Source organism: Chromohalobacter sp. 296-RDG, assembly GCF_029889885.1.
GTDB lineage: Bacteria > Pseudomonadota > Gammaproteobacteria > Pseudomonadales > Halomonadaceae > Chromohalobacter.
In genome coordinates this window covers 1-16364 of sequence record NZ_JARANY010000025.1, presented here as the reverse complement: position 1 = coordinate 16364, position 16364 = coordinate 1, and the positions used below count along the sequence as shown (strand labels likewise).

The window sequence follows — 16364 nt, the reverse complement described above, 5'->3', positions numbered from 1 at the left end:
ATGTCCATTAAGCGCCGCTTTCCAGTTCCGCTACGCCCGCGCACACTCTTGGTGCTGGGCGTCATCGCCGGTCTGATCCTTTGCATGTGGCAAACGTCGCGCCTGGCGCGCGAGCAAGCGCTTCAGACGCTTCGTCAAGATGCCGAGAACGAATTGCGCTTGTCGGCGGCGAGCCTCGTCGGCCATTTGTCGCGGCACGATTACCTGCCGGAACTGCTGGCCTCACGCGAAATGGTCAAGCGCTTCCTGGATGATCCCGCCGGACAGGATTCGATGCCCTTGAATCGCCTGCTGGATCGCTTTCGCGCCACCGCCAACGTCTCCGATATCTACCTGCTCGACCATACCGGCGAAACCCTGGCGGCCAGCAACTGGCATCGTCGCGATACCTTCATCGGGCAGAACTACGGCTTTAGGCCCTACTACCGGGAGGCCATGGCCGGGAAGAACGGCAGCTTCTACGGTCTGGGCACCCAGTCCCAGGATCGCGGCTACTACTTTTCGGCCCCCGTGCGGCTCGACGACACGGCGCCGAACGCACGCCCGGACGGCGTCATGGTGCTCAAGGTCCTGCTCGACGCGGTGGAAACCGGATGGGCTGAGCAGGACGCAGAGCTTCTGGTCACCGACCACAATGGGGTCATCTTCATGGCGAGCCGCCCCGAATTGCGCTTGACCACCATGGCACCGCTGACCCAGGCACAGCGTCAGACCATCGCCGCCTCGCGGCGCTATGGTGATGCGCCATTGCCGGCCTCGGGCTTGCAAGAGCGCCAACGCCACGATAATCGCACACGCTTGGTGGACTTCGCTTCCGGTCCCCTAGAGGGCAAGCGTTACTTGAGCTTGACGCGCCCCATGGCAGATTTCGATTGGCACATCCAAATCCTCAAGCCGCTGACGCCGGTCAACCAGGCACAGTGGTTGGCGGCGCTTCTCGCCGGCGGTCTTTACGGGCTCGTCGCCCTGGGGGCCGGGATAGGGTGGCAGCGCCTGCGTCTGCGGCGTGAGCGCGAGCGCTTCGCCGAACGCGAGCGACGCACCTTGGCCCAGGCACGGGACGAGCTCGAGCGCCACGTGGAAAGCCGAACCCGTGATCTGGTCGCCACCAACCGCCAGCTATCGGCAGAGATCGAAGAGCGCCAGCGTGCCGAGGATAACCTACGCGCTACGCGGGACGAGTTGGTTCAAGCTGCCAAGCTCGCCGTCCTCGGGCAATTGGCTGCCGGCATCAATCATGAGCTTAACCAGCCCCTGGCGGCGATTCGTGCCTATACCGAGAACGCGCGCGCCTTTATCGCTCGACAACGTATCGAGAGCGCCGACGCCAACCTGGCCCAAGTCCTCGAGCTCACCGAACGCATGGCCGAGATCAGCGCGCAACTGCGCCAGTTCTCGCGCAAGAGCGGCGACAATCTCACGGCGGTTTCCGTGGCGTCGTGCTTCGCGTACGCGCTACGCCTGTTCCAATCGCGCATTCAGGAAAACCAGGTCACCATCGCGCAGCATTGGCCCACACAGGAAGCATGGGTACGTGCCGATCCGGTACGCCTCGAACAGGTGCTGGTGAATCTCATCGGCAATGCCTTGCAGGCAATGAGCGAGATGCCCGAGCCACGCCTGACGCTCACCATCACCATCGAAGTCACCTGCGTTCACCTGGATGTCATCGATAACGGGCCAGGCATTCCTGAAGCGCATTTGACACGCATTTTCGAGCCCTTCTATACCACGAAAACCATGGGCAGCGGACTGGGGCTAGGGCTTTCGATCTCGCGACGCATCATCGAAGATCTCGGTGGTCAGCTCGACGCCGGCGGTCATGATGACGGCGGCGCCCATTTCCGTGTCACACTTCCCCGCATCGCGGACCCCGATGATCCCGCGCGCCCCGAGGAAATCTCTCATGCATGAAACGTCCGCCATCCCGGTCATGCTCGTCGACGACGAAGCCCATCTGCGTATCACCGCCAGTCAGACGCTGGAATTGGCGGGCTATACGCCCGACGTGCATGAAAGCGCGGAATCCGCGCTCGCGGCATTGAGCACGGACTTCCCCGGCGTGCTGGTCAGTGACATCCGCATGCCCGGCATGGATGGTATGGCCTTGCTTCGCGAAGTCCGCCATCGCGACCCCGACTTGCCGGTGGTGTTGATCACCGGGCACGGCGATATTTCCACTGCCGTGGAAGCCATGCGCGATGGCGCCTGGGACTTTTTGGAAAAGCCCTTCGCGGGAGAACGCCTGGTGGAGGTCGTCCGGCGCGGCATCGAGAAGCGTCGCCTGAGCCTGGAAAATCGTCATCTGAAGGCTGAACTCGAGGCACAGCAATCGATTCCGGGGCCCCGCCTGGTGGGGCGGGCGCCCGCCATTCAGCAACTCGCCTCAATGGTGCAGCGCATCAGCCAAGTCGAAACCGATGTGTTGCTCTACGGCGAGACGGGCACCGGCAAGGACCTGGTCGCACGTGCTGTCCATGAGCGCAGTTCACGCGGTGGCAAACCCTTTGTCGCCATCAATTGCGGGGCCGTGCCGGAAAGCACCATCGAATCCGAGTTATTCGGGCATGAAAAAGGCGCCTTTACCGGCGCCGTGGAACGTCGCGTGGGCAAATTCGAACATGCCAACGGCGGCACCGTGTTTCTCGACGAAATCGAGTCGATGCCGCTGTCACTGCAGGTCAAGCTGCTACGTGTGCTTCAGGAGCGTGCCGTGGAGCGGCTCGGATCCAATGACCTGGTGACACTCGATATACGCGTGATCGCTGCGACCAAGACGGACCTCAAGCTCGCCGCCGAGGCGGGGAAATTTCGCGAGGATCTGTATTACCGGCTCAATGTGGTGACCTTGCCGATTCCCTCGCTACGCGAGCGCCGCGAGGATATTCCCCTGCTCTTTCAGCACTTCGTTGCCGTCTCCGCCAGTCGCAGCGGGCTGGAAGCGCCGCCGCTCGACAGTCAGGGAGTTTCCGCCCTGCTGGCCCACGATTGGCCGGGCAATGTCCGCGAGTTGCGCAATGTCGCCGAGCGTTACGTGTTGCTGGGGGCAACCTGTGATTATAGCCTCGAGACGCTACTTCAAGGCGCACACAAAGATAACGGCGACCTACCGCTTTCTCAGCAGGTCGAAGTGTTCGAAAAGAGCGTGATCAACCAAGCACTGATTCGCTACCAGGGATGCATCACCGATATATGCGCCCGACTGGGTGTGCCTCGCAAGACGCTTTACGACAAGCTGAACAAACACGGTTTGAAGGCCGAGGATTACCGCCACATCGTCGAGACGGAGTAATGCCGGCTACCTTAGTCGGCCCTATTCTCGATTCTCGGATAAGCCCCATCGCCATTCTTCCTATAATCAGTCTCCCTGTGCGGAAATCCACACAAGGGTTTGGTCACTTTGTGCGGACTTCCAGCCATGACAGGCCAATTCTCTTTCCACTTTCGTTGAATGAATAAAATGTAACTTGATGAAAATTAAAGGTTAATAAAAACATGGAATGGCGGTTGCACTGATAGTACGTATTTAACGAGTTTGATGCCCAGCATCGCTCGGTAATGGATACGCATAACCACAATCGATATCGGGAGAATTCGCCATGTCCATCAAGACACACGCCTTGACCGCCACCCTCGCAGGGACCATGTGCCTCGCCACCGTGGCACAAGCCGACCGTGACGATTGGCCGGAAAGCTTTACCGTGGGTACCGCCAGCCAGGGCGGCACTTACTTCGTGTATGGCTCCGGCTGGGCCAACATGATCGCCGACGAACTAGGGCTTTCAGGGGGCGGCGAAGTCACTGGTGGCCCCAACCAGAACCTGGCCTTGGTACACACGGGTGAGGTGGCGTTCGGCCTGACCACCATGGGACCAGCGGCCGATGCCGTGGCCGGCAAGAGCTCACTGGCGCCGGGTGTGAAAATGGACAATGTCTGTGCGCTGTTCCCAATGTACGAGACGCCGTTTTCCATCACCACGCTCGCCGACAGCGGTATCGAGTCGATCTCCGATATCCCCGACGGGGCCAGCATCGGTTTCGGCCCGGCGGCGTCCACCTCGGATACCTACTTCCCGGCCATGCTCGAAGAGCTCGGCGTCGAGTTCGACCGTCGTAACGGCGGCTGGAATGATCTGGGTGGCCAATTGCAGGACGGCCTGATCGACGTCATCGCCTTTGCTGCCGGTATTCCGATTCCCGCCGTCAGCCAACTCGAGGTGCAAACCGACGTCAATATCGTCGAGTTCACCGAGGAGGAACAGGCCAAGGTGATGGAAGAGTTCCCGGTTTCGGCATTCTCGATTCCCGCCGATACCTACCAGACCCTTGAAGACGATGCTCGCGCGGTCTCCATGTGGAACTTCACCATCGCCGGTTGCGACCTCCCCGAGGACTTGGTCTACGAAATCACCAAGCTGAGCATGGAAAACAACGACAAGATGCGCGATATCCACCGCAGTGCCGAATTCAGTGTTCCGGAGAACCTCAAGTACAACACCGTGCTGCCCTTCCATCCGGGTGCGGTACGCTGGTACGAGGAAAATGGCTACGAAATTCCCGAGGAACTGAAGCGCTAACCGGCTGATCGCCTGAACGCCGTCCCGCATCGTCGCGATGCGGGACGTCTTGTGTGTCCTCCCATTCACACCCAAGGGTGTTTTAATGTCTCAACATACCCAATCACCTGACGAGGGAGCCGACGACGTCCAATCCGTCAATGCCGACGGTGTCGACGAAGTCGCTGTCGAGTCCAATCGGCGTCTCTACGGCGGATGGCAATGGTGGCTGTTCGGCTCCCTGGCCATCATGTATTCGCTATTTCACCTGGTCTCGCTCAACATCTATCCGCTCGAGACGTGGTCGTTTCGCATTCTGCACATTGCCGGTGCCCTGATACTGGGCTATGGCTTCTACGCCGGTACGCAATTCGCCGAGACCCCGCAAGCGCGCTCGAGTGCCTGGCTGCGTTGGTTGAGCTATGCCATGTTGATCCCTGCGCTCTACGCTTTGGTTCGGGTGGCGATGATGTATCAGACGATGAACGACGGCGCCATGCGCATCGCCCCCGAGATCGAGGCCTGGCACTACGGCTATCCGTTGCTGCTGGCCACCGTCGCGGGCATCGTACTGTCATGGAGCTATCGTCAGGTTCGCGACGGGCTGTCGCCGGCGGATGTGGTGTTGATGGTCTGTTCGCTGGCCGTGGCCGGCTATCTGCTGGTGATGTTCAATAGCCAGCTACGCGCCTCCACCGGTACGCCCTTCGCGCCCATGGGGATTTCCTACGCGGCCATTGCCGGTTCGCTGCTGATTCTCGAACTGACGCGCCGCGTCGCCGGTCTCGCGCTGATCATCATCTCCACGATCTTTCTGGTCTATGTCTTTGTCGGGCCTCATCTACCGGGCTTCCTCGGCTACCCAGGCCTCTCGGTGGGCCGCTTCTTTAGTCAGGTCTACACCGATGCCGGTATTCTCGGGCCGACCACTGCCGTTTCCTCGACCTACATCATCTTATTCATCATCTTCGCGGCGTTTCTACAAGCCTCTAAGGTCGGTGACTATTTCGTCAACTTCGCTTTCGCCGCTGCCGGACGTGCGCGTGGCGGACCCGCCAAGGTCTCCATTTTCGCCTCTGGCTTGATGGGCATGATCAATGGCACCTCCGCCGGCAACGTGGTGTCCACCGGTTCGCTGACCATCCCATTGATGAAGAAGGTCGGCTATCCACCACGCAGCGCCGGGGCCATCGAGGCGGCCGCTTCCACTGGCGGGCAGATAATGCCCCCGATCATGGGTGCCGGTGCCTTCATCATGGCCGAAATTACCGGCATTCCTTACACCGAGATCGCCATCGCCGCACTGATTCCGGCGATCCTGTACTTCGCCTCGGTCTATTTCATGGTCGATTTCGAGGCCGCTCGCAAAGGCATGCGCGGCATGCGTCAAGACGAGATCCCGCGTTTCTCGAAGCTCGTCAAGCAAGTCTATCTGTTCGCGCCGATCATCATTCTAATCGCGGCACTGTTCATGGGTTACTCGGTGATTCGCGCGGGTACGCTGGCGACGGCATCCGCCGCCGTGGTGAGCTGGGTCTCGCCGCACAAGATGGGAATACGAGCCATTCTCAGGGCACTGCAACTAGCCGGGACGATGTCGATTCAGATCATCGCCGTGTGCGCCTGTGCCGGGTTGATCGTCGGTGTGATCGCGCTGACGGGGGTCGGGGCACGCTTCTCGTCCTTACTGCTCGGCCTAGCCGGGGTCAGCCAATTGCTGGCGCTGATCTTCGCCATGTGCATCAGCATCCTATTGGGCATGGGTATGCCGACCACCGCCGCTTACGCCGTTGCAGCCTCCGTGGTAGCACCCGGCTTGATCGACATCGGTATTCAGCCGCTAGTGGCGCACTTCTTCGTGTTCTATTTCGCGGTCGTCTCGGCGATCACACCGCCGGTGGCGCTGGCATCCTACGCGGCGGCGGGGATCTCGGGCGACAATGCCATGGCCACCTCCGTGGCCTCGTTCAAGATCGGCCTGGCGGCCTTCATCGTGCCGTTCATGTTCTTCTACAGCCCGGCGATGCTGATGGAGGGCTCATGGCTACAGATCCTGCGTGTCGGCGTCACCGCAACGCTCGGTATCGTGCTGCTGTCGGCCACCGTGCAGGCATGGCTCTTCGGGCCGGTCAAGGCCTGGCAGCGCCTCGTGATGCTGATAGGCGCTCTGTGCATGATTTATGGCGGCATCTACACCGATATCATCGGCCTGATGATCGGTGTGGGGCTTTATGCCATGCAACGCGCTCGTAATGGTACGTCTCCCGCCACGCCGCGCTAAATTCCCGAGACCGCTCTACCCCAAAACGCCCCCGTTCGGCTTGACCGTTCGGGGGCGTGACGTGTGGTAACAGAAAAAACACTGCCTCAGTGCTTAACTTTCCACGCTGGCCTGTGCTAATAGTGAAGCTAGGTCTTGGCCTATCACTGCTGCGCAAGGAGGTTGCCATGGGTAACGTTTCGTCCCCACGCACCGCCCGGGTCATTGACCTGGACACCATGAGGCAGCGACGTCAGGCGCAGCGCCGCATTCTACGCTTGGCGCCGGAACTGGATGGCCTCGAGATGCTGTATCACCTGGCGTCGGACCCGGACACGCTGTATGGCATGCCGCTGTTGGCCTGGGGGCTCCGCGAAAGCGGCGAGGTGGTTGGCCTGGTGCCCTGGATGGAATCCTTGACCGCCTGTCATGAGATGGACAGTCCCGATCATGGGCGCTTTTTCGGCTATCGCGACCCTGAAACGGAAGAGATCTTCCATGCGCCGCCCGAGCACAAGGTCCATGAACTGGAACATGCCGCCGCGTATTTCGACTATGAAGAAACGTCGGCCCCGACCTTGATACAGCAGCTACCCGATACTCAGGGCACGCATGCGCTGTGCCTCGCCAGCGACGGCGACGGCGACGGCGAGAGCTGGCAACTCAAGCAGGTATTTGGCTGGCGCTTGTACAACGACGGCAATATAGAATCGCTACTCGTCGACGAGAAACGTGTCGAGCAGACGCCGATCGTGGCTGGCGATGCCTGCCTCTACGCCGGCCATAGTCGTCATGAGACGGTGTATTACTTCCAGCGTCATATCGCCAATCAGATCAAGCAGCAGGACCCCACCACCATGGAGGCCCTCGCCGTGATGACGACGCCCTCTTCATCGCCTTGAAGAAGAGAGACGTCACGCTAGACGAATGACATAGCGATAGCGTTCGTCTTCCTCCAACTGCGCGATGAGCTCATGGCCCAGGAAGGTGCAGAATTTGGGCACGTCGCGTGTCGTGGCGGGGTCCGTGGCGATGACCTCTAGAAGTTGGCCAACGTTCATGTCCCGCACCCGATTGTGCATCATCATGATCGGTTCGGGACAATACAGGCCAGTAGTATCCAGCACCGCATCCGGCGTAGGCAGGGACGTCTCGGGATCAGACATAAATGACGTAACCTCGTGTTCGCTCAAACTCGATGATGCGCTATCGCCGTGACGACCTCAATCCTGAAGGACCACATGCACGGTCACTTCCTCGCGATCGTGGTAAAGATGGCGAGCGCGTATCCGTGCCCGCACGCCGGCTCGCTGCAGACTATCCTCAAGACGTGTCAGGCAGCGCGCCACTTCTTCCCAGCGCTTCTTCATGGGCAGTTTCAGGTTGAAGATCGCTTCACGGCACCACCTCTGGAGCAACCAGCGTTCCACCATGTCGATGACGCGCATGGGCTTGTCGACGATGTCGCACACTAACCAGTCGAGGCGCATCGGGGGCTCCCAGACAAAAGCATCCTCGCGCAAGTGCTCGACTTGCCCCGTGGCCATCAGCGTTGCGTCCATGGGGCCATTATCGATGGCGTAGACATACATGCCTTGGCGCACGAGCTGATAGGTCCAGCCCCCTGGGGCGGCACCGAGATCGGCAGCTTGCATGGCATCGTTAAGGCGCGCCGGCCAAGCATCACGAGGCACGAAGACATGCCAGGCTTCTTCGAGCTTGAGGGTCGAGCGACTCGGTGCTTCATGCGGGAACTTCAGGCGCCATATGCCGCCGAGATGCTCGGCCCGGTTAGCGGGGAAGCTTATCGCCAGTTGGACACGATTGCCCGCCGTCCAGAATAGATGCAAGCGCCGACCACCGGCCTTGCGACGCAGCGCACCGCGCTTTTTGAGCGTGCTTTCCAACGGCTTGCGCAAGGCTTTCATCAAGCCGGCCAGCGCCTTCTCTTCGTTGGTATCCGGCGTTTCCTGCCAGACCGATTCGAACGACCAGCCGCTGGCGACAACGAGCTCGACGATCGCCGTCAGCCGGTCGTCGCGAGGCAAATTTTCCAGGGGCGGAAATGCCACCAGCGATTGCCGCGCAAACACCAAGGACTCGAGCGGTAGGCCACGATGCACGTCATTGGCAGGCATGGCGGGGTCGAGCACGAAACGCACATGGCCGCTGCCCGGCGCTGCAATGGGGTATCCTTCTTGTCCCATATGGGCGGTCTTGTCAGAGAGTTCGGCGCTCAGGTCCTTCTCGAAACCGGGACGGCAATAGAGTAGCCACTCGTGCGGACAGACGGCCATGTTGGACTCCAGGATCGGCGGGCCGGCAGTCTAACGAGCGGACAGTACGCGAGGCAAGCCACGTCCGACGCCTTGCTATGCCAGGCGCCGCTGGGTCTTTTCATCGAACAAGACGGCACGGCTCAAGTCAGCGCGCAATACCACTCGGTCTCCCGCCACTACACGACTCTTCGGGCCGAGGCGGGTCGTTACCTCACTGCCACCCAGCCACGCCTGCAGCAAGGTATCCGCACCGGTCGGCTCGACCACTGTTGCCGTCACCTCCAGCCGCGCACCCTCACCTGACGCTTCTTGTATGGCGTCGTCTTCGAGAAAATGCTCAGGCCGCAACCCCAGGATCAAACGCTCGCCGACGCGGGCCGATAGTTCCTGAGTGTCACGCTCCACCGGCCAAGGCAACGTCAACGCCGTCCCGCCTTGTTCTTCATCATGGACTTGCAAGGCATAACCGCTTGCATGACTCACGAGCGTGACGGGAAGGAAGTTCATCGATGGCGAGCCCATGAAGCCTGCCACGAACATATCCACGGGATCATTGTATACTTCGTGAGGCGTGCCCAACTGCAGGATTTCTCCGTCGCGCATCACCGCGATTCGATCGGCCAGCGTCATGGCCTCGATCTGATCGTGCGTGACATAGACGATGGTGGTTCCGAGACGCTGATGCAGTTTCTTGATTTCGGTGCGCATCTCCACGCGCAGCTTGGCATCCAGATTCGAGAGCGGCTCGTCGAACAGATAGATCTGCGGCTCACGCGCCAAGGCGCGGCCCATGGCGACACGCTGACGCTGCCCACCCGATAATTGCGAAGGCTTGCGATCAAGCAGCGGCGTGATTTTCAGCAGCTCAGCCACGCGCGAGACCGCCTCTTCGCGCTGGGCCTTGGGCATCTTGCGCATTTCCAAACCAAAGGAAATGTTCTGGCGCACGTTCATGCTCGGATAAAGCGCATAGGACTGAAACACCATGGCGATATCGCGCTCGGACGGCGTATGCCAGGTCACATCGTCATCACCAATGCGGATCTCGCCACTGGTGACGGGCTCGAGCCCTGCGATGGTATTCATCAAAGTCGACTTCCCGCAGCCCGAGGGGCCGACCAGGATCAGGAACTCCCCGGAATCGATCGCCAGAGAAATATCCTTGAGTACCTGCGTGCTACCGAATGTCTTGTTGACGTGACGGATGTTCAAAGCGGACATAATGACCTCTGTAATCAACCCTTGACGGATCCCGCGGTCAACCCGCGCACGAAATATTTTCCGGCCAACACATACACCACCAGTGTCGGCAAAGCGGCGATCATGGCCGCTGCCATGTCGACGTTGTACTCCTTAACGCCGGTGGAGGTGTTGACCATATTGTTAAGTGCCACCGTCACCGGCTGCGAGTCGAAGCCCGCGAACGACACCCCAAACAAGAAATCATTCCAGATCTGAGTGAATTGCCAGATGACCGTCACGGTGATGATGGGACCCGATACCGGCAGCAGAATACGCCAGAAAATACGCCAGAACCCCGCTCCATCGAGCTTGGCGGCGGCGATCATTTCATCGGGTATCGACACGTAATAGTTACGGAAGAAAAGCGTCGTGAACGCGATGCCATACACCACATGTACAAGCACCAAGCCACTGGTGGAACTGGCCAGCCCCAACCAGCCCAACGTCCTCGCCATGGGCATCAGCACCACCTGGAACGGCACGAAGCAGCCGAACAGCAGCAGTGCAAAACACAGGTTCGCGCCGCGAAACCGCCATTTGGTCAACACGTAACCATTGAGCGCGCCCACGAAAGAGGAAATCGCCACGGCAGGGACGACGATGGCTATCGAATTGAGGAAGTAGCCCGACATGCCATTACAGCGCATACCGGTGCAGGCCGATCCCCACGCCTTGCTCCAGGCCTCGAAGGAGATCGTGCTGGGTAGCGACAAGAGGCCACCGGCACGAATGTCATCTAGGGGCTTCAGCGATGTCAGAAGCATGACCACGAGCGGTAATAGATACACCAGCGCCGCCACGATCAGTAGCGTATATAACCCAGTTCGCCAGAGCCGTGCCGAGGTCGTATGTCGACGTACCATGTTAGCCATGTCGCTGCCCTCGCAATTCGGAATACAGATACGGCACCAAGATTGCCAACACGCCGCATAGCATCATGATCGCGCTCGCCGACCCCAGGCCGATCTGTCCTCGTGTAAAGGTGTGTGCATACATGAAAGTGGCCGGCAGGTCGGTCGCGTAGCCGGGGCCGCCTCCCGTCAGCGCCATGACCAGATCGAAACTCTTGATGGCGATATGGGCGAGAATCATCACCGCGCTGAACACCACAGGACGCAGACTCGGCAGGACGATGCGCGTGTAGATACGCGGCAAACTGGCGCCATCCAACGCCGCTGCCTGAAAGAGGCTGTCGTCGATACTCCTTAGACCGGCCAGGAACAAGGCCATCACGAACCCGGACGCTTGCCATACGGCGGCAATCACCAGGGTGTAAATCGCCATGTCGCTATCGACGAGCCAGTTGAAGGTGAAGTCTTCGAACCCCCAGCCACGCACCATCGCCTGGATCCCCAATCCCGGATTGAGCAACCAGCGCCAGACGACACCGGTCACGATCAGGGAGAGTGCCATCGGATACAGGTAAATCGTGCGCAACGTACCTTCCTGTCGGATACGTTGATCGAGAAAAATCGCGAGCAGTAGCCCTATCACCAGACAGCTCACGATGAACAAGCCACCGAACACCACCAAGTTGGTGGCCGCCACGTGCCAGCGTTCATTGGCAAAGAGTCGTGCGTACTGCGCGAACCCCACGAAATCGTATTGCGGCAACATCCGCGAGTTGGTCAATGACAGCAGAAACGTCCAGAGCATGTAGCCATAGACGAAAAACAACGCCACCCCGAGCGAGGGTGCTATTACCAGACGGGGCAATACACGTTCAATATGGCCCGCCAGAGAGCGTCGGTGTCGTCGCTCTCCGGAAGCAGGCGCAGATACATTTGATGGCATCGACGATATCCTTTTGAAAAGACACGATTGCTCGCTACCGATTCAAGATTCGGCAGCGAGCAAAGACTCACCTCACTCGGCCGCGCGTATGGCGCTGACCAGTCGCTCCGAGGCGGTCTCGGCCTTCATGTCAGGATCATTGAAAAAGTTGGTGATGACATCGAACACCGCACCTTGCTGGCTGTCCGACACCGCCATGCCATGTGCCAGGCTGGGCACCAGCGCATCTTCGTCCAGGGCGACATCAAAGGCCTCACGCGACGCCTTGGCGCAGGCATCGAAATCGTCGAGGGAGACGTCCAAGCGCACCGGAATCGAGCCTTTGGCTTGATTGAACTGGACCTGGAAGTCCTTCGACAGCACGATACTCGCCAGGTCCCGTTGGGCCTGTTGCTGACCTTCATCGTCGACATCGAACATGGCCAAGCTATCGGTGTTGTAGGAGAACATGCTTTCGGTCATCGGCGGGGCAACGCATTCGTAGTCCTCGCCCGGCATCATGCCTGCGGCAGTGAACTCACCCTTAGCCCAGTCACCCATGATCTGCATGGCCGCCTTGCCATTGATGACCATCGATGTAGCGATGTTCCAGTCACGGCCGGCGATGTTGTCGTCCATCGTGCCGCGTAGCTTCTTGAAGGTCTTGAGCGACTCGATCATGGTGTCACTGGTCAACGCTTCAGGGTCCAGGTCGACGAACGCCTTGCGATAGAAATCGCCGCCCCCGATCCCCATCATGACCACTTCGAAAACGGTCGCATCCTGCCAGGGTTGTCCACCGTGAGCGAGCGGAATGTAGCCCGCCTCGCGAATCTTATCGGCAGCGTCAAAGAACTCGTCCCAGGTCTGCGGCACGTGATCGACGCCGGAGTCTTCCAGGACCTCGGGGTTGGCCCAGATCCAGTTGATACGGTGAATATTGACGGGGACTGCGGCATAGTGACCGTCGACTTTATCGGCGGCGACGATTTCCTCGGGAAGGAAGTCGTCCCACCCATCGGCTTCGGCGGCTTTATCGATATTACCCAGGAACCCCATATCGCCCCACTCTTGAATCAACGGGCCCTTGATCTGTGCCACAGCGGGAGGGTTTCCAGAGAGTGCGCGTGATTTGAGTACCGTCATGGCACTATCGCCGGCCCCGCCGGCAACCGCGAAATCTTTCCAGGTATGTCCCTTGTCCTCGAGTTTTTCCTTGAGAAGCTTGGCAGCCTTGGCTTCGCCTCCCGAGGTCCACCAATGGAGAACCTCAATTTCAGCAGCATTGGCCTGTCCCACGGCAGCAGCCAGCAAAGCACCTGCTGCGAGCGCATGGATCGTTTTCATGACGTAACTCCTTATGGTTGTTATCGCGACATGGGTCGCTCAATCACGAGGGGGGTCCTCGTGTCTTACCAGTCTCGGGAGCGGCCAGTGAAGCGTCGACGGGGCAAGGAAGGAAGACAGAAGGCCCGAAGCCCAGCACTGCTCACACTCGAAGGAATGGCGCCATCCGCGGCCGTTTTCGTTATTACGTCAGTCCCTCGTTGGCGACTATGAGCCAGCGGATCGAACGCCCCCGATACCTGGTTTCGAGCGTAGCGCATGCCAACATGCGTTTGGGTTTCCGAGTCTTACAAAGTCTTGGCGACATATTGCAGCTCTGTAATATTCAACGCCGCTTCCCTTCTCCGGAAGCTTAATGCGCCAAGGGTAGGCTTAGCCGGATACTCAACCCGCCTTCAGCGGATTCGCTCAAGTAGATCTCCCCACCGTGGGCACGCACGATATGCCGAGCAATGGCAAGCCCCAGACCACTACCGCCCGTGTGACGACTCCGGGAAGGCTCGAGCCGCACGAAGGGCTCGAAGACACGCTCCCGCTGTGCCTGGGGAATGCCCGGCCCATCGTCACTGATGCCGATGACAATATGCTCGCTATCCCGTTGAAGTGCGATATTCACATACTGCGCATAAAAAATGGCGTTCTCGATGAGATTGGCCAAGCAACGCTTGAGTGCCAAGGGCTTCGCTGATAACCACCCTGCTCGCCCCTCAAGATGGATCGAAGCGCCGTCATGTACGGCGAGATCTTCCATGATGTCTTTCACCAGAGCATCTATGTCGATTGCGGAGGTCGTCTCATGAAGGTCTAACCCTTTCACCGACGCCAAGGCCCCCTTCACCAACTGATCCATTTCATCCAGGGAGCGTATGAAAGCTTCGCGCTGATCGGCAGAATCGAGCATCTCGGCGCGCAGGCGTAAGCGTGTGATGGGTGTTTTAAGGTCGTGCGAAATGGCGGAAAACAAGCGCTCACGTTCCTCGACCTGATGACGAATTCGTTCACCCATGCGATTGAACGCCGCCGCCGTATCACGTAATTCACGTGGCCCGCGTTCGGCAAGGGGCGGCGATTCAAGGTCGTCCCCCAGACGTCTCGCCGCCTTGGCCAGGATCGAGAGCGGTCGTGTCGACCAACGTATTCCCCACAACGACAGGGCGATGACCGTCAGCAATACGACGATAGAGACGAAAAGTCGATCAGCGGATAGCCAAGTGGCGTCTTCAAGAGACTCCGCCATGGGAAGGGACGTCGCGACAAACAGCCAATTGCCCCCTTCGAGTGGCATTTGCACGACGAGAATGGGCGTCGATAATGGTGTGATAGCCAAGCTGCGGTGTGCCCAATGGGCGGGGAGCTCCGCAAGGGGGACTTCATTATTGAACACACGCAGATCGCTGGGCCGTGAAAATCCGATGTACATTTCGCGCTGCCCAAGCGCTTGCACGAGCCCATCTCGCAAAGTAGCGGCCACCATCTCACGCGTGTTGCCTCCACTCGTGCTCGGCAAGGGGATACGGTGATCGTTGACGCTGACGAAGAAGCGGGTCCCCCCCATATCGCGCAATTGATCGAGCACGATATGTCGATACTCATACGGCAAGGAATTGAAGTAACGTACGGTGGTGGCCAGACTCTCGGCGAGATGACGCGATAGGGTATCGAGCCTCGCCAGGCGCTCACGGTTTTCCTGCCAACTCCAGATGCCATAGCTGGCAATCTGCGCGCCTAAAACGCCTAGCAACATGATCAATACGAAGCGGCCCCTTAGGGTTCGTGGACGCCACCACCGCTTCACATCACAGATTCCACGGGAGTGGCCAGGACATAACCTGCCCCGCGTACGGTGCGGATCAATTGCGAATGCTGGGCATCTTCTCCCAGGCGCTGACGCAAGCGGCAGACGTGTACATCGATGGATCGATCCAGAGGCGGAGCACGACGTCCTCGACTCAGATCGAACAGGCGCTCGCGAGACAGAACCTGCTCGGGGTGATCAAGAAACACACCTAGCAGCTGATAATCCGCACCCGATAAATGACTCCGATTGCCCGCACCATCGATCAACTCACGCGTAATTCGGTCTAAGGACCAAGGTCCAAACCTTATAATACGTGTCGCCACAGCCGGCAAAGGTTTGACACGGCGCAATATCGCCTTGATGCGTGCCAGTAGCTCACGCGGGTTAAAGGGCTTAGCCAGGTAGTCGTCGGCCCCTAGTTCGAGCCCGAGAATACGATCGGTCTCATCCACGCTGGCGGTCAACATGATGATAGGCAAGTTGCTGTGGCGGCGAAGATCACGACAAAGCGACAAGCCATCCTCTCCCGGCATCATGATGTCGAGTATCAGCAAGTCGGGATCTTCATTACGTATCAAGGTCGATAAGGAATCGCCATCGCTCCCCAACACGACCTTGAAACCATGCTGCTCAAGGTAAGTTTGCAACAACTCACGAATTTCGACGTCGTCATCGATGACAGCTACTGTCGTATGATTCATTGTCATAGTGAGAGACGCTCCCTGCCGCTGCTTCCCAATTCGACAGAAGGCGCTGCGGATATTTGTTGGTTATCATCACGATTCTTTCTGAATGATGCGATGGCTTCCCCTGCGCATCAAGAGAATCAGGGAGCGACACGACCAAAGGGGGAGGAATATAACGTACATACGCAACATTGGCGGGTTTTATCGGCGCCTGGACGATACTCGACGTAGTAGCTTTTCATTCGTCGGAGTCAAACCCATTGTTTTTCAGGCCCCAAACGACAAAACCCCCGCCTCTTTCGAAGCGGGGGGTTTCGAATAAATGCCTGACGATGACGGGGCCGGCCATCCGGGACTCTCCATGGGGAAGGCCCTCAATGAATGAACCCCGACCAATGGCCGGGGTTCGAAATAAATGCCTGA

The 16364-nt window shown here is 59.1% G+C and carries 13 protein-coding genes; 5 read left to right on the top strand and 8 right to left on the bottom strand.

The window, feature by feature from the left end:
* The 5 genes from OP495_RS10610 to OP495_RS10590 all read left to right on the top strand — a co-directional run bounded on the left by OP495_RS10610 (window position 1) and on the right by OP495_RS10590 (window position 7718).
* Window positions 1–1914 (top strand): ATP-binding protein, encoded by a 1914-nt coding sequence (locus tag OP495_RS10610; RefSeq protein WP_280569103.1) that lies wholly within the window; start codon window positions 1–3, stop codon window positions 1912–1914.
* On the top strand, window positions 1907–3292 hold the full coding sequence (locus OP495_RS10605; protein WP_280564262.1) for a sigma-54 dependent transcriptional regulator: 1386 nt from the start codon (window positions 1907–1909) through the stop codon (window positions 3290–3292). Before OP495_RS10610 ends, OP495_RS10605 begins: the two co-directional genes overlap by 8 nt.
* 307 nt (window positions 3293–3599) lie before the next feature.
* A complete protein-coding gene (locus tag OP495_RS10600) occupies window positions 3600–4577 on the top strand; it encodes a TAXI family TRAP transporter solute-binding subunit (protein WP_280564263.1) in 978 nt (325 codons plus the stop codon).
* Window positions 4578–4662: 85 nt separating this feature from the next.
* Window positions 4663–6837 (top strand): TRAP transporter fused permease subunit, encoded by a 2175-nt coding sequence (locus OP495_RS10595; RefSeq protein ID WP_280569101.1) that lies wholly within the window; start codon window positions 4663–4665, stop codon window positions 6835–6837.
* Between the two features lie 167 nt (window positions 6838–7004).
* Window positions 7005–7718 (top strand): hypothetical protein, encoded by a 714-nt coding sequence (locus OP495_RS10590; protein ID WP_280569098.1) that lies wholly within the window; start codon window positions 7005–7007, stop codon window positions 7716–7718.
* 12 nt (window positions 7719–7730) lie between these two features.
* Here OP495_RS10590 and tusA read toward each other — a convergent pair whose 3' ends face one another.
* The 8 genes from tusA to OP495_RS10550 form a co-directional block, all read right to left on the bottom strand.
* A complete protein-coding gene (gene tusA / locus OP495_RS10585; RefSeq protein WP_280569096.1) occupies window positions 7731–7982 on the bottom strand; it encodes a sulfurtransferase TusA in 252 nt (83 codons plus the stop codon).
* A gap of 57 nt (window positions 7983–8039) precedes the next feature.
* Window positions 8040–9113, bottom strand: a complete 1074-nt coding sequence (rlmM, locus tag OP495_RS10580) for a 23S rRNA (cytidine(2498)-2'-O)-methyltransferase RlmM (protein WP_280564267.1) — start codon at window positions 9111–9113, stop codon at window positions 8040–8042.
* A 75-nt stretch (window positions 9114–9188) separates the two neighbouring features.
* Window positions 9189–10316, bottom strand: a complete 1128-nt coding sequence (gene ugpC / locus OP495_RS10575; RefSeq protein ID WP_280564268.1) for a sn-glycerol-3-phosphate ABC transporter ATP-binding protein UgpC — start codon at window positions 10314–10316, stop codon at window positions 9189–9191.
* A 14-nt stretch (window positions 10317–10330) separates the two neighbouring features.
* On the bottom strand, window positions 10331–11209 hold the full coding sequence (locus tag OP495_RS10570; RefSeq protein ID WP_280564269.1) for a carbohydrate ABC transporter permease: 879 nt from the start codon (window positions 11207–11209) through the stop codon (window positions 10331–10333).
* Complete coding sequence (locus OP495_RS10565; protein ID WP_280564270.1) at window positions 11202–12131, bottom strand: sugar ABC transporter permease; 930 nt, start codon at window positions 12129–12131, stop codon at window positions 11202–11204. The genes OP495_RS10570 and OP495_RS10565 overlap by 8 nt, the downstream gene beginning before the upstream one ends.
* Before the next feature lie 72 nt (window positions 12132–12203).
* On the bottom strand, window positions 12204–13457 hold the full coding sequence (locus OP495_RS10560) for an ABC transporter substrate-binding protein (RefSeq protein WP_280569094.1): 1254 nt from the start codon (window positions 13455–13457) through the stop codon (window positions 12204–12206).
* 352 nt (window positions 13458–13809) lie between these two features.
* Complete coding sequence (locus OP495_RS10555; protein WP_280569091.1) at window positions 13810–15201, bottom strand: ATP-binding protein; 1392 nt, start codon at window positions 15199–15201, stop codon at window positions 13810–13812.
* Between the two features lie 47 nt (window positions 15202–15248).
* Window positions 15249–15962, bottom strand: a complete 714-nt coding sequence (locus tag OP495_RS10550; protein ID WP_280564274.1) for a response regulator — start codon at window positions 15960–15962, stop codon at window positions 15249–15251.
* Window positions 15963–16364 lie beyond the last annotated feature (402 nt).

Coding starts and splice junctions, on each gene's coding strand:
- OP495_RS10610 (WP_280569103.1), top strand. CDS start 1: ATGTCCATTAAGCGCCGCTTTCCAGTTCCGCTACGCCCGCGCACACTC.
- OP495_RS10605 (WP_280564262.1), top strand. CDS start 1,907: ATGCATGAAACGTCCGCCATCCCGGTCATGCTCGTCGACGACGAAGCC.
- OP495_RS10600 (WP_280564263.1), top strand. CDS start 3,600: ATGTCCATCAAGACACACGCCTTGACCGCCACCCTCGCAGGGACCATG.
- OP495_RS10595 (WP_280569101.1), top strand. CDS start 4,663: ATGTCTCAACATACCCAATCACCTGACGAGGGAGCCGACGACGTCCAA.
- OP495_RS10590 (WP_280569098.1), top strand. CDS start 7,005: ATGGGTAACGTTTCGTCCCCACGCACCGCCCGGGTCATTGACCTGGAC.
- tusA (WP_280569096.1), bottom strand. CDS start 7,982: ATGTCTGATCCCGAGACGTCCCTGCCTACGCCGGATGCGGTGCTGGAT.
- rlmM (WP_280564267.1), bottom strand. CDS start 9,113: ATGGCCGTCTGTCCGCACGAGTGGCTACTCTATTGCCGTCCCGGTTTC.
- ugpC (WP_280564268.1), bottom strand. CDS start 10,316: ATGTCCGCTTTGAACATCCGTCACGTCAACAAGACATTCGGTAGCACG.
- OP495_RS10570 (WP_280564269.1), bottom strand. CDS start 11,209: ATGGCTAACATGGTACGTCGACATACGACCTCGGCACGGCTCTGGCGA.
- OP495_RS10565 (WP_280564270.1), bottom strand. CDS start 12,131: ATGCCATCAAATGTATCTGCGCCTGCTTCCGGAGAGCGACGACACCGA.
- OP495_RS10560 (WP_280569094.1), bottom strand. CDS start 13,457: ATGAAAACGATCCATGCGCTCGCAGCAGGTGCTTTGCTGGCTGCTGCC.
- OP495_RS10555 (WP_280569091.1), bottom strand. CDS start 15,201: ATGTTGCTAGGCGTTTTAGGCGCGCAGATTGCCAGCTATGGCATCTGG.
- OP495_RS10550 (WP_280564274.1), bottom strand. CDS start 15,962: ATGACAATGAATCATACGACAGTAGCTGTCATCGATGACGACGTCGAA.